We start from the raw sequence: 18,437 nt of genomic DNA on the forward strand, positions 1-18,437 counted from the left end.
GTTACTTGTTAACTAGCACGGGCGTTGAGGTAACTCTACGCCCGTGTGTGCGTGTTAAGGGTAAACAATACGATGGCAAAAAAAGATTATTACGAAGTTTTGGGAGTCTCCAAAACCACAGACGAAAAAGAGATAAAAAAGGCCTATAAGCGGCTGGCAATGAAATATCACCCTGACCGTAATCAGGGCGATAAAGAAGCAGAAAGCAAATTCAAAGAAATTAAAGAAGCATATGAGATCCTGACGGACTCCCAGAAACGCGCCGCTTATGACCAATATGGTCATGCTGCCTTTGAACAGGGTGGCATGGGCGGTGGTGCAGGTGGTTTCGGTGGCGGAGCTGAGTTTAGCGATATCTTTGGTGACGTTTTCGGAGATATTTTCGGTGGTGGCCGTCGTCAGCAGCGCGCTAGCCGTGGCTCAGACCTGCGTTACAATATGGAACTGACACTGGAAGAAGCTGTCCGTGGTGTCACCAAAGAAATCCGCATTCCGACACTGGAATCCTGTGACAGCTGTCATGGCAGCGGAGCGAAATCGGGCACCAGCCCGGAAACCTGCCCGACCTGTCACGGCGCAGGGCAAGTACAAATGCGCCAAGGGTTCTTCGCGGTTCAGCAGCCTTGTCCTCAGTGTCATGGTCGCGGAAAAATCATCAAAAATCCTTGCGGTAAATGTCATGGACATGGTCGCATTGAAAAATACAAAACCCTGTCTGTTAAAATTCCGGCAGGCGTCGATACCGGCGATCGCATTCGTTTGAGTGGCGAAGGTGAAGCAGGTGAACATGGCGCACCAGCCGGTGATTTGTACGTACAGGTTCAGGTCAAGGCTCACCATATCTTCGAGCGCGATGGTAGCAACCTCTATTGTGAAGTACCGATCAACTTCGCGACTGCGGCATTGGGTGGCGAAATTGAAGTCCCTACCCTTGATGGTCGTGTCAGCCTGAAAATTCCTGCTGAAACTCAGACTGCCAAGCTGTTCCGCATGAAAGGCAAAGGTGTTAAATCCGTCCGCGGTGGCGCACAAGGTGACTTGCTGTGCCGTGTTGTCGTAGAAACACCAGTTAAGCTGAACGAAGAACAGAAAGAGCTGATGCGTAAACTGGGCGAATCTTTTGGCGGAAAAAGTGGTGAAACCAATAGCCCTCGTTCCAAAAGCTTCCTCGATGGCGTGAAGAAATTTTTTGATGATTTGACAAAGTAATTTAATACCTTAGTGAAATCTTTTTTAATAATCCCTACTTATTATCAATTAATTAGAAGGATAATAAGGAGGGATTTATTAATTTTACCCTCAATTTTGTGTCCTTTCAGGTAACACTAACATCCCCAATTCTCTGATTGAAGTCTTGCTAAAAATAGAGCAGACTGTCTTGCATGGTAATAATGATATTATGACTCCTTTCTCACACCACACTAACATTACATAAATTTCACAGTTCTAATTATAAACTATTATGAGGTTAGAATTATGATTGAAAGTATTTCACAAGATGCAATAAAACATTCACGGAATATTTTCCGTGGTAAAACAACGAATAAAATTTATCGTGATCTCACAAAGCTAAGTGTAGATAAAAGAGCAATGCATACACCAGACAATATTATATTAAGGGAAGATAAACATGATGAATTTTTAGATCAATTTCGTGAAATAGAGCATCCCACTGATAAATATCGACATTCCTTATATAAATCGAATTCTGGTGAAGAATTAATTGGAAACTGTGGTGAATTAACGATAGCGGCATTCAACTACTTAGCTATATATCGATATAATGATATTTTAAGATGGTTTAGGATGTATGGTAGATGGGATAGAAGTAACATAATGAAACCCGTTTATATACTGTTTCTGATGTTTAATGATCCTTACGATCATTGTATTTCTGTTATTACTCATCCTGAACACACTCCGCATATACCCACGATAAATAAGCCATACAGAATACTCCCCGATAATTCTTGGGTATGTGATCCGTGGGCTAATATAGCTTGTTCATCTGAAACATATAATACCAGATGGCAAAATAAAATGCAGAAATGGGATGAAAAAGGAAAAACAACATCTATCTATCAACCGGATCAGGAGCTGGATGATAATATGCATTATCCATCACCATTAAAAAAGAATAACTATAATGCCATAACCAATAGTATAAAAACAGTGAAATATATGGCAGTGATACAATCAGATGGAAAGGTGAAGATAACATAGTAATATTGAAGTATCATACATTATTTCCCCAACAGAATATTACCCTAATTTCGTACCAATAACCCCTAACACAATCACAACACACGCCAATAATCGCATTTTACTAAAAGGCTCTCGCAAAATAACAACTGACAATAACATCGCAAATAACACGCTGGTTTCACGCAATGTAGCAACCAGCACGATGGGCGCATGGCTCAGTGCCCAAATAACAATGCCATAGCTTAAAAATTGCATTAGCCCGTCTAAAAATCCCTGTTTCCAATATTGGCGAATATTTTTTCCGGCAGTATTTCGATACTTAAAATACATAATCACGCCCATTACCCATCCATTAATCGCAAACAGCCAAAAAATATAAGTTAACGCATTATCGCTGACACGAGAGCCTGCACCATCAGACAAGGTATAACAGGCAATAAATACCGATGTTGTGATTGCCATAATCAATGTTTTGCGATCCAGCCGAATGGATTTTTTTCCATGTAGAAAAGCAATCAAAATAATCCCAGCAATAATTAATCCCACTCCCAGAATTGCGAAAGGCGGCAACATTTCCTGCAAAATTAACCAACTTAATAAAGCAGTGATTAATGGCGCACATCCTCTGGCAATCGGATACACCTGACTTAAGTCTCCCGTAGCGTATGAGCGGCTTAAAAACAGACAATAACCTGTATGCAAAATAGCGGATAATATTAACCACGGCAGAGAGGAAAAAGTTGGTAACCCAACCCAGAATAATCCTGAAGTTGAAATCACTCCGGCAAAAAAGACGATAATCGAAATACCCAAGAACCGATCAGCACTAATTTTTACTAAAGCATTCCAACTCGCATGCAACAGAGCTGCACCAAGAACAGACAAGAAAATTAAGGCCGTCACAAGATATTCTACTCATATCGTCAGGGAATTGGTTATAAAATAACCTTCTGTTATGCAATGCAATTTATCAATATCTCAACATATTTTCTTTCAAAATGAAATAATTCGGAAATAACGATAAAAATAGCACATATAACCTGCTTTTTCCGATATCATAATTGTCATAACATCAGTACTTCGATCAATCTCATAGGTTATCTATTCATGACTGCAATCATTCGCCAATTCTTGAAATTGGAGGCAGCAGGAGGAATTCTCCTCATCATTGCTGCTATTATTGCGCTGGTTATGGCGAATACGCCATTGCAGGGTATTTATCATCAATTTCTCAATCTTCCCGTTGCAGTGCAGTTCGCCGCGTTGGAAATCAATAAGCCATTATTGCTATGGATAAATGACGGATTAATGGCCGTGTTTTTCCTGATTGTCGGACTGGAAGTAAAACGTGAACTCATGGAAGGTTCACTTGCTGGCCGTGACAAAGCAGTTTTTCCAGCCATTGCTGCACTTGGTGGGATGCTGGCTCCTGCACTGGTCTATTTACTGTTTAATGGCAGCGATGATATCACTCGGCAAGGTTGGGCAATTCCCGCTGCGACAGATATCGCCTTTGCGCTTGGGGTCATGGCGTTGTTGGGAAGGCGTGTTCCCACCGCATTAAAAGTATTTTTGCTTGCGTTGGCGATTATTGATGACTTAGGTGTGATCATTATTATTGCTTTGTTTTATACCAAGAGCGTTTCTTTGGAAGCACTTGGGCTCGCTGCTGCCATGATCGCGCTTCTGGCCTGGATGAACTGGAGAGGAATAGCCAAAACATCCGCTTATCTGGTTGTCGGTGTTGTTTTGTGGATTTGTATCTTGAAATCGGGTGTTCATGCCACATTAGCTGGCGTTATCGTTGGATTCTTGATCCCTCTGCGTAACAAAAAAGGTGATTCACCTTCCGAAACACTGGAGCATGAATTGCATCCGTGGGTAGCGTATTTAATTCTGCCACTGTTTGCTTTTGCCAATGCCGGCGTTTCATTACAGGGCGTCACATTGGATGGCTTAACAGGCATGCTGCCCGTAGGAATTGCACTTGGTCTGTTTATTGGCAAACCATTAGGTATTTTCTTATTTAGCTGGATTTCAGTAAAACTGGGAGTCGCCAGATTACCGGAAAAAATTGGCATGAGACAAATTTTCGCCGTTTCGGTACTGTGTGGGATCGGTTTTACTATGTCTATCTTTATTTCTGGTCTGGCATTTGAAGGTCTAAATGATGCCTTCAGTACCTACTCCCGCTTGGGCATATTGATGGGTTCTACAACTTCGGCTGTGGTTGGTTATGGATTATTGAACATACTATTACCGAAGAGAAAAACGTAGCCAAAAGCGAATGAATAGACTAATTTAAGCGCAGAATCAGAAATAATTTCCGAATTAATTCATCCTCTTAATATTCGCGGCACAACATTTGTCACTGCGGTGTCGCAAATATTTCATATCAATAGAAAAATAGGAGAACGCCATAATCTGGCGGCCTGAAATGTATGATCACGGCTGTTATACAGATGTGAGGCAATACACAAGGACAAATATATGCGGGTTTCACATTTAAATTTTAACCACCTCTATTATTTTTGGCATGTTTGCAAGGAAGGCTCTGTTGTAGGTGCAGCAGAAGCGCTATACCTGACACCACAAACCATTACGGGGCAAATTAAGGCGTTGGAAGAACGTCTGGGCGGGAAATTATTCAAGCGTCAAGGAAGAGGTTTGGTACCCTCTGAGCTGGGGCAATTGATTTTCCGTTATGCGGATAAAATGTTTACGCTTAGTCAGGAAATGCTGGATATCGTCACTTACAGCCGAGAATCAAACCTGCTGTTTGATGTCGGTGTCGCTGATGCACTATCCAAGCGTTTAGTCAGCAAAGTGCTGGAAACCACCGTAGTGGAACATGAAAAAATCCACTTGCGTTGTTTTGAATCGACCCATGAAATGCTGCTTGAGCAACTCAGTCAGCATAAGCTGGATATGATCCTATCAGATTGTCCGGTAGATTCGTCTCAACAGGAAGGGTTGTTCTCAGTGAAGTTGGGTGAGTGCAATATCAGTTTTTACTGTCGCCAGCCCATCCCAGAAAAACCGTTTCCAGCATGTTTGGAAGAACGCCGTTTGCTGATCCCGGGTCGCCGTTCCATGCTGGGCAGGAAGCTTCTGACATGGATACGCAATAAGAACCTTCAGGTAGAAGTACTGGGGGAATTTGATGATGCTGCATTGATGAAAGCATTTGGTATGTATCACAATGCGATTTTCATAGCGCCTTCGTTCTATGCCAATGATATTTTTGCTGATAGCGATATTGTTGAGATAGGCCGATTGGATGCCGTACAGGAAGAGTATTATGTCATCTTTGCAGAACGCATGATCCAGCATCCGGCAGTTCAGCGAGTATGCAACAAGGATTTCTCTGCTTTATTCAGTGCCCCACCCAAAAGCAGCCCTAAAAAATTCCGTTAGACCTATTCCCTATACGTTAAAACTGACAGATACAAAAAAACCGGCTTAAAGCCGGTTTTTTTCAGCATAACCAAAACAAATAATTACATTGCTTTGATTTGCGCTGCCAGAGCAGATTTATGACGTGCTGCTTTGTTCTTGTGGATCAGACCCTTGCAGGCGTGACGATCAACAATTGGTTGCATGTCATTGAATGCTTTCTGTGCAGCTTCTTTATCGCCAGAAGCGATAGCCATGTATACTTTCTTGATAAAAGTACGCACCATAGAACGACGGCTTGCGTTGTGCTGACGACGTTTCTCAGACTGTACGGCGCGTTTCTTAGCTGATTTGATATTAGCCAAGGTCCAACTCCCAAATATATTCTATCGAGGACAATTCAAAGGCCGAGGAATATGCCTGTTCAGCCTTCTTTTGTCAATGGATTTGTGCAAATAAGCGCCGCTGTACGACGACGCTGTTTACGTTGTTGTTTACGTTGTGATGGGGCAGGATTTTATCAGCTTACTGAAAGGGAATACAGTCTTTCGCAATAAAAAACTGCATGAATCACAGAGAAATGCGATAAATTAAATATTTTTCGGGCATCTAGCCTATTTTTATTGTATGAATCAGGTTATTAATTAAAACCCTTTGTGATCGTGGGTTAACCTTGTGCGTTGTACAAGGTATAATCCTACAATTTTCACGGTATTGAGCCAGCTATGGAGCTAATTCGCGGTATACACAATATCCGGGCGCGTCACCATGGTTGCGTGCTGACGATTGGTAATTTTGATGGTGTCCATCGCGGGCATCAGGCTTTATTAAAACACTTGAAGCAAGAAGGGTTGCGTCTCGGGTTACCGACGATGGTCATGATTTTCGAACCGCAGCCTCTGGAAGTTTTTGTTACAAATAAAGCGCCAGCCCGTCTGACAAGGCTGAGAGATAAAATAAAATATCTAGCTCAAAATGGGGTTGATTATCTGTTGTGTGTGAAATTTGACAAACATTTTGCAGCCAACTCACCTGAAGCCTTTGTTTCACAGTTGCTCGTTGAAAAACTGGGTGTTAAGTTCCTGGCAATAGGAGATGATTTCCGCTTTGGCAAAAATCGCCTCGGAGATTTCCATTATTTGCAGCAGGCAGGTAAACAATACAATTTTGATGTCGCCAGCACAGACAGTTTTTGTGACAGCGGTCTTCGGATCAGCAGTACAGCTATTCGGCAGGCACTGCAAAGTGATGATCTGGCCTTGGCCGAAACATTACTGGGGCACCCATACAGCATAAGTGGCAGAGTCGTTCACGGTAACCAATTGGGACGCACCATCGGGTTTCCCACAGCTAATTTACCGTTGAAACGTCTGGTTACACCTGTTAAGGGCGTTTATGCTGTTGAAGTCCATGGATTGGGAGATAACCCTTTACCGGGTGTTGCAAATATAGGTAATCGCCCCACTGTTGCTGGTCAGGGCCAGCAACTTGAAGTGCATTTGATTGATACCCAAATGGATCTGTATGGGCATCATATCAATGTAGTATTACGCAAAAAATTGCGTGATGAGCAGCGATTTGCTTCGCTTGATGCGCTTAAACAGCAAATCGCAAATGATGTGGTTGCTGCGAGAGACTATCTCTTGCAGCGATCCGAGTCATGTATCTGATATCCAATAGATTTCAAGTTGCCGCTAACAAAGCGGCAACTTGAAAGGTGAAGGATATAGCGGAAAATTGGAACTGAGAATCTATAATGAGTGACTACAAAGACACCCTGAATTTACCGGAAACAGGGTTCCCCATGCGCGGGGATTTAGCCAAGCGCGAACCAGATATGTTGAAACGTTGGTACAAAGAAGGTTTGTATCAGGCAATTAGAAAAGCAAAATCTGGCAAAAAAACGTTTATTTTGCATGATGGCCCTCCTTATGCAAACGGCGATATTCATATTGGTCACTCAGTTAATAAAATTCTCAAAGATATTGTTATTAAGTCCAAAGGATTATCAGGCTACGATTCGCCTTATATCCCAGGTTGGGACTGCCACGGTTTACCAATTGAGCTCAAGGTCGAGCAAATTATCGGCAAGCCGGGGGAAAAATTTTCCGCCGCTGAATTCCGTGCTGAGTGCCGCAAATATGCCATGACTCAGGTTGAAACACAGAAAGCAGGCTTCAAGCGTCTGGGTGTTCTGGGTGACTGGGATAAACCTTACCTGACGATGGACTTCAAAACTGAAGCGGACATCATTCGTGCACTGGGCCGCATTATCAAAAATGGGCATTTGCTGAAAGGCGTGAAACCGGTTCACTGGTGTACTGACTGTGGCTCCTCCCTCGCCGAAGCGGAAGTGGAATACTACGATAAAACCTCCCCTTCCATTGACGTGCGCTTCAACGCAGTTGATGCAGATGCCGTGTACGCCAAATTTGATGTACAACCGCAAGGGCTGCCGGTTTCTCTGATCATCTGGACAACCACTCCGTGGACACTACCGGCTAACCGCGCGATCGCACTGAATACAGAAATCACCTACCAATTGGTCAAAGTTGACAACGAGTGCCTAATTCTGGCGGCTGAATTAGTCGAACAAGTTATGCAACGTGCAGGAATCACCTCGTGGATGGTATTGAGCGATTGCACAGGTGCCGATCTGGAACTGATGCGCTTTAATCACCCATTCATGGGCTTCGACGTTCCTGCCATTCTCGGTGATCACGTGACACTGGAAGCAGGTACGGGCGCAGTACATACCGCAGGGGGGCACGGCCCAGACGATTACGCTATCAGCTTAAAATATGGCCTTGAAATCGCCAATCCAGTTGGCCCGAATGGCTGCTATATCTCTGGTACTTGTCCTTCACTGGATGGCGTATTTGTCTTCAAGGCGAACGATATCATCGTTGAACTGCTGAAAGAAAAAGGCGCGCTGCTGAGTCTGGCAAAAATCCAGCACAGCTACCCTTGCTGCTGGCGTCACAAAAAACCCATCATTTTCCGTGCAACACCACAGTGGTTCATCAGCATGGATAAAAATGGCCTGCGTGAACAGTCTCTGAAAGAGATCAAAGACGTTCAGTGGATCCCAGGCTGGGGGCAGGCGCGTATCGAATCAATGGTAGAAAACCGCCCGGACTGGTGTATCTCCCGCCAGCGGACATGGGGCGTACCAATGTCTCTGTTTATTCATAAAGAGACCCAAGAGCCGCATCCACGCACCGTCGAATTGATCGAAGAAGTCGCCAAGCGCGTCGAAGCAGAGGGTATTCAGGCATGGTGGGATCTGGAAACAGCAGAACTGCTGGGTCATGAAGCCGCTGATTACGTCAAGGCTCAGGATACGCTGGATGTCTGGTTTGATTCAGGAAGTACCCACTCTTCCGTTGTAGACGCCCGTCCAGAATTCCACGGCAATTCAGCTGATATCTATCTGGAAGGCTCTGACCAGCACCGTGGTTGGTTCATGTCCTCGCTGATGCTGTCTACCGCGATCAAAGGTAAAGCCCCTTATCGTCAAGTCCTGACTCATGGTTTCACTGTTGATGAGCAAGGACGTAAAATGTCCAAATCCATCGGCAATACCGTCAGCCCACAAGATGTAATGAACAAACTGGGCGCGGATATTCTGCGTTTGTGGGTAGCATCCACTGACTATAGCGGTGAAATCGCCGTTTCTGACGAGATCCTGAAACGTTCTGCTGATGCTTACCGCCGTATTCGCAACACCGCACGCTTCCTGCTGGCAAACCTGAATGGTTTTAACCCAGAACAGCACATGGTGAAAACAGAAGATATGGTTGTTCTGGATCGCTGGGCGGTAGGCCGTGCTCAAGCAGCACAGGCGGATATCCTCAAATACTATGACGAATATGATTTCCACTCCGTGGTTCAACGTTTGATGCAGTTCTGCTCCGTGGAAATGGGTTCATTCTATCTGGATATCATCAAAGATCGCCAGTACACCGCAAAAGGTGACAGCCTTGCACGCCGTAGCTGCCAGACTGCGTTGTTCCATATCGCAGAAGCGCTGGTTCGCTGGATGGCACCAATCATGTCCTTCACTGCTGATGAAGTCTGGAATGAACTGCCGGGTGAACGTGCTCAATACGTCTTTACCGAAGAGTGGTATGACGGGCTGTTTGGTCTGGCAGATGGCGAAGATATGAACGATACTTTCTGGGCTGACCTGCTGGCAGTACGGGGTGAAGTGAACAAAGTTCTAGAACAGGCCCGTGCAGATAAACATATCCGCAGTTCACTGGAAGCCGCTGTCACGCTCTATGCAGATGAAGCACTGGCAGAAAGACTCAACAAACTGTCTGACGAATTACGTTTTGTTCTGCTGACCTCTCAGACTGAAGTTGCTGCTTATGCAACAGCCGGTGACGATGCGCAGCAAAGCGAGCTTTCAGGTCTGAAAGTAGCCTTCCGTAAGGCGGATGGAGAGAAATGTCCACGTTGCTGGCACTATGCTAAAAATGTGGGCCTGGTAGCGGAACATGCAGAACTTTGCGGCCGCTGTGTGACTAACGTTGCCGGGAACGGTGAAGAGCGTAAGTTTGCCTGATGAATAAACCCATTTGTTCCACTGGACTTCGCTGGCTTTGGCTGGTTGTCATGGTATTAATCTTGGATTTGGGAAGCAAACACTTTGTGTTGCAGCATTTCACACTGTATGAATCCATCCCATTGATACCTTATTTCAACCTGACTTACGCCCAGAATTTGGGAGCTGCTTTCAGCTTTCTGGCTGATAAAGGCGGTTGGCAGCGCTGGTTCTTTGCATTAGTGGCAATAACCATCATAGTTGTATTGCTGGTGATGATGTATCGCTCCAGCGCCAAGCAAAAACTAAGCAATATCGCCTACGCTTTAGTGATTGGTGGGGCATTGGGGAATTTGTTCGATCGGCTGGTACATGGTTTTGTTGTCGATTTCATCGATTTTTACGTCGGGGAATGGCACTGGCCTACCTTTAATATTGCAGATTCTGCGATCTGCATCGGGGCGGCTCTCATTATTATAGAGAGCTTCATCAGCCCGGATGATAAGAAAGCAGCATCGAAAACATAGTCACTGAAAGAATGATAAAAAACCAGCCACAGTTAACAAAACCAGGGCTGGTAATTTCATCTATACCCAATAACGGTATACTTGCAATCATTTTAAGTAAAAGGGTTGAGCAACATGTTAATGCAGGTGCAAGCGCACAGTGCAGTTTTATTACACTTCACATTAAAGCTGGATGATGGCTCAACGGCAGACTCGACTTACAGTCAGGGTAAGCCCGCATTATTCCGCCTCGGTGATGGTAGCCTCTCTGCTCAGCTGGAACAGCAGCTTCTTGGCTTAAAAATGGGTGATAAACATCAATTCACACTGGCTGGAGAAACCATCTTTGGCAAACACAATCCTGATTTGGTGCAATACTTTACTCCCCGTGATTTTGCCGACGCCGGTACCCCAGAAGTCGGCACCATCATGTTATTTACGGCCATGAACGGCAGTGAAATGCCCGGGTTTGTCAAAGAAGTCGCTGAAGGCTCCATCACTGTTGATTTTAACCATCCACTGGCTGAACAAAACATCACTTTTGATATTGAAGTGTTGGAAATTGACCCTCAGTTGGAGGAAACCCATGCAAATATTGCTGGCTAACCCTCGTGGTTTCTGTGCTGGTGTTGATCGTGCCATCAGCATCGTAGAACGTGCACTGGAATTATACGGCTCCCCCATTTATGTTCGCCATGAAGTAGTACATAACCGCTATGTGGTTGACAACCTCAGGGAACGTGGCGCTATTTTCATTGAAGAAATTTCAGAAGTGCCCGATGGCGCCATTCTGATCTTCTCTGCACATGGTGTTTCTCAGGCCATTCGTGCAGAAGCCCGCTCCCGTGATTTGACCATGTTGTTTGATGCGACCTGTCCGCTGGTCACCAAAGTACATATGGAAGTGGCAAGGGCAAGTCGCAAAGGTAAAGAAGCGATTTTGATCGGACATGCCGGCCATCCTGAAGTGGAAGGCACAATGGGGCAATACAATAACCCCGTAGGTGGCATGTATCTGGTGGAATCGCCGAAAGATGTGTGGAAACTACAAGTTAAGAATGAAAACAACCTCTGCTTTATGACGCAAACAACACTTTCTGTCGATGACACATCAGAAGTGATTGATGCGCTTAATGCTCGTTTTCCGAATATTGTTGGCCCACGCAAAGATGATATTTGCTATGCCACTACCAACCGTCAGGAAGCTGTTCGCGATTTAGCTTCAGGAGCCGATGTGGTTTTAGTCGTTGGCTCCAAAAATTCATCAAACTCAAATCGCTTGGCTGAATTGGTGCAGCGCGTAGGAAAACCCGCTTATTTGATTGATTCCGCGGATGATATTCAAGAAGAGTGGGTGAAAAATGTGAGTGCAGTAGGTGTAACAGCAGGAGCATCAGCTCCGGATATTTTGGTACAGAGAGTTATCGAACGCCTGAAAAATTTTGGTGCAGAGACGGTTAACGAACTGCATGGCCGAGAAGAGAATATTGTTTTTGAAGTACCGAAAGAGTTGCGGGTTGAAGTCAAAGAAATTAATTAACCTCAGATTAGCTTAAAGCAGTAGTTTCAAAATCACGTAAATTCAAGCTCGGCTTTTTCGGGTTGAGAGATGAGAAATGTAAGCAATTAATCCCGACACGATCTCTCACAAAAAGCCGAGCATACAACGGTATCTTGAGTGTCCTATCAAAAAACGTTTTCGTGACACCAACCAACTCCCTGAAATACATTAAATTAACAACCTCCAAATTGATAACGACCTTAGTCCTAAGAACCATACTACCAACCATTACGAACCGCCTGAAGAAGAATAGCCACATATAGCATGATATCCGCTGTTTAGTATTTTTTATAACTACCCTCCTGATCCCTGTTTTTCTAATGGTATTTCCCTAAGTCTGGCGTAGCCAGCTATTGCCAGTTAAGCTGTTAAACAATTTGCATTATCACCTCAATTAAAAACCACTTATAGCGAGGGCCTTATGGCTGATACAGATATTCGCGTAGCTATCGTAGGCGCTAGCGGACGCATGGGACGCAATCTTATTCAGGCTGTCCAGCAATTGGATGGCGTTACACTGGGTGCCGCATTGGAGCGCCTCGGTTCTTCATTAGTGGGAACTGATTCTGGAGAAGTAGCGGGTATCGGTAAAAACGGGATTATCATCAGTGATGATCTGCATCATGTCATTGAACATTTTGATGTGTTGGTCGATTTTACCCGTCCAGAAGGCACATTAACTTACCTCGCCATTTGCCGGCAATACCGCAAATCGATGGTCATTGGCACAACAGGCTTTGATGATGCAGGTAAACAGGCCATTGAAGAAACTTCCCGTGAGATCCCTATTGTTTTTGCAGCGAATTTTAGTGTTGGTGTCAATCTGGTACTGAAATTGCTGGAAAAAGCTGCCACAGTTATGGGGGAATATACGGATATCGAAATTATTGAAGCCCACCATCGCCATAAAGTGGATGCTCCGTCAGGAACAGCGCTGGCAATGGGTGAATCCATCGCCAATACGTTAGGCCGTGACCTCAAAACTTGTGCAGTGTATGCCCGTGAAGGCCATACTGGAGAACGTGATCCGAAAAGCATTGGATTTGCCACCATACGAGCAGGCGATATCGTTGGTGAACATACTGCGATTTTTGCAGATATCGGTGAGCGTGTAGAGATAAGCCACAAGGCTTCAAGTCGCATGACCTTTGCCAATGGAGCCATTAAGGCTGCAATTTGGTTAAAATATAAAAAAACTGGTCTTTATAACATGAAAGACGTGCTTAATTTGGATAAAATTTAATTTTTAAAAATTTTCAACTTATTGTAATTACGCAATTATTTTATATTAATTGCGTAATTACACAACATAGAAAACATTATATTAATATACTAAGATATTTTATTTTTTGTTGGTAATAGTTAGCCTTTTTGTCACCTTTTTGCCATAAACATGAAAAAAACCACATTTTTTTTCTGTTTTAAAGTTTTCCCTCACATTAATCGATTACCTATACCTACTTTCCTTATTTTTTCTGCCATATTTACTCAATATAAGACCAAGAGTTGTAAAAAAACCAATAAAAATGCCATTTTTTGTAGACAACCTTCCCTCTCATCATTAGAATGCGCGCAATTTGCCAAAATTTTGTCAGAAATCGTGATTGGCATTGATTTTAAGCACAAAATATGAATTAATATGCAATAGATTCGACTGATTATTCATTCTGGAGGGCGTTTTGATTAAATCAGCTATATTGGTCCTGGAAGATGGAACTCAATTTCACGGTCGCGCCATCGGTGCAGAAGGAGTGGCTGTTGGAGAAGTGGTCTTCAATACCTCAATGACCGGATATCAAGAAATACTTACCGACCCTTCCTATTCCCGCCAAATTGTTACTCTTACTTATCCCCATATTGGTAATGTCGGCATCAATGCCGCTGATGAAGAATCCCCCGCCATTCAAGCCCAAGGCCTAGTCATTCGTGATTTACCCTTAGTGACTAGCAACTACCGCAGCGAAGAAAATCTGTCTGATTACCTGAAACGTCACAATATTGTTGCTATCGCTGATATCGATACACGCAAGCTAACCCGCCTATTAAGGGAAAAAGGGGCACAGAACGGCTGTATCATCGCGGGTAATGAGGCAGATGCCCAAGTTGCACAGGAAAAAGCAAAAGCATTCCCTGGCTTGAAAGGCATGGATCTCGCGAAAGAAGTAACAACTGCGCAATCTTATCAATGGGTGCAAGGAAGCTGGACGCTAGCTGATGGGCTGCCGGAAGCTCGCAAAGAGCAAGAATTGCCTTACCATATTGTGGCCTATGATTTTGGTGTTAAGCGCAATATCCTACGTATGCTGGTGGATCGCGGTTGCCGTGTTACCGTTGTACCTGCAAAAACCTCCGCAGATGAAGTGCTGAAAATGGCACCAGATGGCATTTTCCTGTCCAACGGCCCTGGCGACCCAGAGCCATGTGACTATGCTATCAAAGCAATCAAAATCTTCCTGAATACCGAAATACCGGTATTTGGTATCTGTTTGGGACACCAGTTGTTGGCACTGGCCAGTGGTGCAAAAACCGTGAAAATGAAATTTGGACATCACGGTGGTAACCATCCCGTTAAAGATCTGGATCGCAATGTTGTCATGATCACCGCACAGAACCACGGTTTCGCTGTTGATGAAAACTCACTGCCAACCAATCTGCGCGTAACGCATAAATCACTCTTTGATGGCACATTGCAAGGCATTCATCGCACTGATAAACCTGCATTCAGTTTTCAGGGACACCCTGAAGCCAGCCCAGGCCCACATGAAGCCGCTTTGCTGTTCGATCATTTTATCGAGTTAATTAAGCAGCATCGCCAGAAAAACGTTCAGAATACCAAATAATCAGGAGAGGAAGAAAAATGGCAAAACGTACTGATATTAAAAGTATCCTGATTTTAGGTGCTGGCCCGATTGTGATCGGTCAGGCTTGTGAATTTGACTACTCCGGTGCACAGGCTTGTAAGGCCCTGCGGGAAGAAGGCTATCGCGTCATTCTGGTGAACTCGAATCCGGCAACTATCATGACCGACCCTGAAATGGCGGATGCAACCTACATCGAGCCAATCCACTGGGAAGTCGTACGCAAAATCATTGAAAAAGAGCGCCCAGATGCAGTCCTGCCAACCATGGGCGGACAAACTGCTCTGAACTGCGCATTGGAGCTGGAACGTCAGGGCGTACTGAGCGAATTTGGCGTCACCATGATTGGTGCTACCGCTGATGCGATTGATAAAGCAGAAGACCGCCAGCGTTTTGACAAGGCCATGAAAAAAATTGGTCTGGATACCGCCCGTTCTGGCTTCGCTCACACGATGGAAGAAGCGCTGGCGGTCGCTGAAGACGTCGGCTTCCCTTGCATTATTCGCCCTTCTTTTACCATGGGCGGAACAGGTGGCGGTATCGCTTACAACCGTGAAGAATTCGAAGAAATCTGTGAACGCGGTTTAGATCTCTCCCCAACCAATGAATTGCTGATCGATGAATCCCTGATTGGCTGGAAAGAGTATGAAATGGAAGTGGTGCGGGATAAAAACGATAACTGCATCATCGTCTGTTCCATTGAAAACTTCGACCCAATGGGCATTCATACCGGTGATTCCATCACCGTCGCACCTGCACAAACGCTGACCGACAAAGAATACCAAATCATGCGTAACGCTTCGATGGCGGTATTGCGTGAAATCGGTGTAGAAACCGGTGGTTCAAACGTTCAGTTTGCAGTGAATCCGAAAAATGGTCGTCTGATTGTCATTGAAATGAACCCACGGGTATCCCGCTCATCGGCGCTGGCTTCCAAGGCAACAGGTTTTCCAATTGCAAAAATCGCGGCAAAACTGGCAGTCGGCTATACCCTTGATGAATTGATGAATGACATCACGCGCGGACGCACTCCGGCTTCTTTCGAACCTTCCATCGATTATGTTGTGACGAAAATTCCCCGCTTCAACTTCGAGAAGTTTGCAGGTAGCAATGATCGTCTGACTACTCAGATGAAATCTGTCGGTGAAGTGATGGCAATTGGCCGTACCTTCCAGGAGTCCTTGCAAAAAGCCCTGCGCGGTCTGGAAGTCGGTGCGACCGGATTCGATCCTAAAGTCAATCTGGATGACCCACAGTCACTGACCAAAATCCGTAGTGAGCTGAAGAGTGCGGGTGCTGAACGTATTTGGTATGTCGCCGATGCTTTCCGCGCGGGTATGTCCGTTGATGGTATCTTTAATCTGACCAACATCGACCGCTGGTTTTTGGTGCAAATTGAAGAACTGGTTCGTTTAGAAGAACAAATGGCAGAACAAGGCGTTAATGGCCTGTCCTTTGATTTCCTGCGTCATCTCAAGCGCAAAGGTTTTGCCGACGCACATCTGGCTAAGCTGGCTGGAATCTCTGGTAAAGAGATTCGCAAACTGCGCCATGATTATAAACTGTATCCGGTTTATAAGCGTGTTGATACCTGTGCAGCAGAGTTCTCCACCGATACCGCTTACATGTACTCCACATACGAAGACGAATGTGAAGCCAATCCGAACAATGACAAGCCGAAAATCATGGTATTGGGCGGTGGCCCGAACCGTATCGGGCAAGGCATTGAATTCGATTACTGCTGCGTACATGCTTCATTGGCCCTGCGTGAAGATGGTTACGAAACCATCATGGTGAACTGTAACCCAGAAACCGTTTCAACAGATTACGACACTTCCGACCGTCTTTACTTTGAACCGGTCACACTGGAAGACGTGCTGGAAATCGTGCGTGTTGAGCAGCCAAAAGGCGTTATTGTTCAGTATGGCGGCCAGACTCCACTGAAACTGGCGCGTGAGCTGGAAGCCGCAGGAGTACCCATTATCGGTACTAGCCCTGACGCCATTGACCGCGCAGAAGACCGTGAACGTTTTCAACAAGCTGTTAATCGTCTTGGCCTGAAACAGCCTGCAAACGCCACTGTTTCCACTATCGAACAAGCAGTTGAAAAAGGTAATGCGATTGGCTATCCGCTGGTAGTTCGCCCATCTTATGTACTGGGTGGACGCGCAATGGAAATCGTGTATGACGAATCTGACCTGCGCCGCTACTTCCAAACTGCGATTAGCGTATCCAACGATGCGCCAGTCCTGCTGGATCGCTTCCTTGATGATGCGGTGGAAGTCGATGTTGATGCCATCTGTGATGGTGAGCGCGTTTTGATCGGCGGCATCATGGAGCATATCGAACAAGCGGGAGTTCACTCCGGTGACTCAGCCTGTTCTTTGCCTGCTTACACCTTAAGCAAAGAAATTCAGGATGTTATGCGCCAGCAAGTTGAAAAACTGGCCTTTGAACTGCGTGTCCGTGGTCTGATGAACGTCCAATTTGCGGTGAAAAATAACGAAGTCTACCTGATTGAAGTGAATCCACGCGCGGCGCGTACTGTGCCATTCGTTTCCAAAGCAACGGGTCTGCCGCTGGCAAAAGTAGCTGCACGCGTGATGGCAGGTCAATCTCTGCTTAAGCAAGGTGCAATTAAAGAAATCATTCCACCTTACTACTCAGTGAAAGAAGTGGTACTGCCATTCAATAAATTCCCGGGTGTTGACCCAATTCTGGGGCCAGAAATGCGCTCTACAGGTGAAGTGATGGGCGTTGGTCGTACCTTTGCCGAAGCCTTCTCAAAAGCGATGCTGGGCAGCAACTCCACCATGAAAAAACAAGGCCGGGCACTGCTCTCTGTACGCGAGGAAGATAAAGAACGTGTCGTTGATTTGGCTGCTAAGCTGCTTAAGCAAGGCTTTGAATTGGATGCGACTCACGGTACAGCGATTGTATTGGGTGAAGCGGGAATCAATCCACGCTTGGTAAATAAAGTTCACGAAGGACGTCCGCACATTCAAGATAGGATCAAAAACGGTGAATATGACTATATCGTCAATACCACCGCAGGCCGTCAAGCCATTGAAGATTCAAAACTGCTGCGTCGCAGTGCACTGCAATATAAAGTGCACTATGACACAACCCTGAATGGCGGCTTTGCAACGACCATGGCACTCAATGCAGATCCTACTGAGCAGGTCATTTCTGTACAAGAAATGCACGCAAAGATTGTCAAATAAATCGGCTGAGTAAGATACCCTCAATTTTGACGGTATTTTCCTGAAAAAACGGCTTCCCCAAAGTTGGAAATCCAACGAGTAAGGAAGCCGTTTTATTTAGTATTTTGTTTATTAATGATGCTTAATATTGAAGTCTGT

Annotated in this window: 14 protein-coding genes; 12 read left to right on the forward strand and 2 right to left on the reverse strand. The window is 45.1% G+C overall.

Going from position 1 to position 18,437, the window contains the following annotated elements; translation table 11 throughout:
• Positions 1-72: 72 nt before the first annotated feature.
• Together dnaJ and H8A87_RS10205 are read left to right on the forward strand one after the other, a co-directional pair.
• Positions 73-1,209, forward strand: a complete 1,137-nt coding sequence (dnaJ, locus tag H8A87_RS10200) for a molecular chaperone DnaJ (protein ID WP_198689860.1) — start codon at positions 73-75, stop codon at positions 1,207-1,209.
• Between the two features lie 267 nt (positions 1,210-1,476).
• Positions 1,477-2,223, forward strand: coding sequence for a hypothetical protein (locus H8A87_RS10205; protein WP_198689861.1), 747 nt, complete (start codon positions 1,477-1,479; stop codon positions 2,221-2,223).
• 39 nt (positions 2,224-2,262) lie between these two features.
• On the opposite strand, the gene H8A87_RS10210 is transcribed toward H8A87_RS10205, so the two are convergent.
• Positions 2,263-3,108: an EamA family transporter gene (locus H8A87_RS10210; RefSeq protein WP_198689862.1), complete on the reverse strand. Its 846-nt coding sequence runs from the start codon at positions 3,106-3,108 to the stop codon at positions 2,263-2,265.
• Positions 3,109-3,312: 204 nt separating this feature from the next.
• On the opposite strand from H8A87_RS10210, the gene nhaA reads away from it, so the two are divergent.
• Complete coding sequence (nhaA, locus tag H8A87_RS10215; RefSeq protein WP_198689863.1) at positions 3,313-4,482, forward strand: Na+/H+ antiporter NhaA; 1,170 nt, start codon at positions 3,313-3,315, stop codon at positions 4,480-4,482.
• Positions 4,483-4,695: 213 nt separating this feature from the next.
• Positions 4,696-5,622, forward strand: coding sequence for a transcriptional activator NhaR (nhaR, locus tag H8A87_RS10220; protein ID WP_198689864.1), 927 nt, complete (start codon positions 4,696-4,698; stop codon positions 5,620-5,622).
• 83 nt (positions 5,623-5,705) lie between these two features.
• Here the strand turns inward: nhaR and rpsT are convergent, their stop codons facing one another.
• Positions 5,706-5,966 carry a 30S ribosomal protein S20 gene (gene rpsT, locus H8A87_RS10225; RefSeq protein ID WP_198689865.1) on the reverse strand — a complete coding sequence of 87 codons (261 nt, stop codon included), beginning with the start codon at positions 5,964-5,966 and terminating at the stop codon, positions 5,706-5,708.
• 360 nt (positions 5,967-6,326) lie between these two features.
• On the opposite strand from rpsT, the gene ribF reads away from it, so the two are divergent.
• The 8 genes from ribF to carB all read left to right on the forward strand — a co-directional run bounded on the left by ribF (position 6,327) and on the right by carB (position 18,299).
• Positions 6,327-7,271, forward strand: coding sequence for a bifunctional riboflavin kinase/FAD synthetase (gene ribF / locus H8A87_RS10230; protein ID WP_198689866.1), 945 nt, complete (start codon positions 6,327-6,329; stop codon positions 7,269-7,271).
• Positions 7,272-7,357: 86 nt separating this feature from the next.
• Positions 7,358-10,171, forward strand: a complete 2,814-nt coding sequence (gene ileS, locus H8A87_RS10235; protein WP_198689867.1) for an isoleucine--tRNA ligase — start codon at positions 7,358-7,360, stop codon at positions 10,169-10,171.
• Positions 10,171-10,677 (forward strand): signal peptidase II, encoded by a 507-nt coding sequence (gene lspA, locus H8A87_RS10240; RefSeq protein ID WP_198689868.1) that lies wholly within the window; start codon positions 10,171-10,173, stop codon positions 10,675-10,677. The genes ileS and lspA overlap by 1 nt, the downstream gene beginning before the upstream one ends.
• Positions 10,678-10,791: 114 nt before the next feature.
• Entirely contained in the window at positions 10,792-11,262 is a 471-nt protein-coding gene (fkpB, locus tag H8A87_RS10245; RefSeq protein ID WP_198689869.1) for an FKBP-type peptidyl-prolyl cis-trans isomerase, read from the forward strand.
• On the forward strand, positions 11,243-12,196 hold the full coding sequence (ispH, locus tag H8A87_RS10250) for a 4-hydroxy-3-methylbut-2-enyl diphosphate reductase (RefSeq protein WP_198689870.1): 954 nt from the start codon (positions 11,243-11,245) through the stop codon (positions 12,194-12,196). The genes fkpB and ispH overlap by 20 nt, the downstream gene beginning before the upstream one ends.
• A gap of 442 nt (positions 12,197-12,638) precedes the next feature.
• The gene (gene dapB / locus H8A87_RS10255; protein ID WP_198689871.1) at positions 12,639-13,460 is read left to right on the forward strand and encodes a 4-hydroxy-tetrahydrodipicolinate reductase; all 822 of its coding nucleotides are present in this window, start codon (positions 12,639-12,641) and stop codon (positions 13,458-13,460) included.
• Positions 13,461-13,896: 436 nt separating this feature from the next.
• Positions 13,897-15,057, forward strand: a complete 1,161-nt coding sequence (gene carA, locus H8A87_RS10260) for a glutamine-hydrolyzing carbamoyl-phosphate synthase small subunit (protein WP_198689872.1) — start codon at positions 13,897-13,899, stop codon at positions 15,055-15,057.
• Positions 15,058-15,074: 17 nt separating this feature from the next.
• Entirely contained in the window at positions 15,075-18,299 is a 3,225-nt protein-coding gene (gene carB, locus H8A87_RS10265; RefSeq protein ID WP_198689873.1) for a carbamoyl-phosphate synthase large subunit, read from the forward strand.
• Positions 18,300-18,437: the final 138 nt, after the last annotated feature.

The sequence above is a fragment of the Xenorhabdus lircayensis genome (assembly GCF_016306625.1).
In the GTDB taxonomy this organism is placed as follows: Bacteria; Pseudomonadota; Gammaproteobacteria; order Enterobacterales; family Enterobacteriaceae; genus Xenorhabdus; species Xenorhabdus lircayensis.

Bases quoted from the DNA above. Each gene is read 5' to 3' on its own strand.
- ispH (WP_198689870.1), top strand. From the start codon at position 11,243: ATGCAAATATTGCTGGCTAACCCTCGTGGTTTCTGTGCTGGTGTTGAT.
- fkpB (WP_198689869.1), top strand. From the start codon at position 10,792: ATGTTAATGCAGGTGCAAGCGCACAGTGCAGTTTTATTACACTTCACA.
- carB (WP_198689873.1), top strand. From the start codon at position 15,075: ATGGCAAAACGTACTGATATTAAAAGTATCCTGATTTTAGGTGCTGGC.
- nhaR (WP_198689864.1), top strand. From the start codon at position 4,696: ATGCGGGTTTCACATTTAAATTTTAACCACCTCTATTATTTTTGGCAT.
- dapB (WP_198689871.1), top strand. From the start codon at position 12,639: ATGGCTGATACAGATATTCGCGTAGCTATCGTAGGCGCTAGCGGACGC.
- ileS (WP_198689867.1), top strand. From the start codon at position 7,358: ATGAGTGACTACAAAGACACCCTGAATTTACCGGAAACAGGGTTCCCC.
- H8A87_RS10205 (WP_198689861.1), top strand. From the start codon at position 1,477: ATGATTGAAAGTATTTCACAAGATGCAATAAAACATTCACGGAATATT.
- ribF (WP_198689866.1), top strand. From the start codon at position 6,327: ATGGAGCTAATTCGCGGTATACACAATATCCGGGCGCGTCACCATGGT.
- dnaJ (WP_198689860.1), top strand. From the start codon at position 73: ATGGCAAAAAAAGATTATTACGAAGTTTTGGGAGTCTCCAAAACCACA.
- lspA (WP_198689868.1), top strand. From the start codon at position 10,171: ATGAATAAACCCATTTGTTCCACTGGACTTCGCTGGCTTTGGCTGGTT.
- nhaA (WP_198689863.1), top strand. From the start codon at position 3,313: ATGACTGCAATCATTCGCCAATTCTTGAAATTGGAGGCAGCAGGAGGA.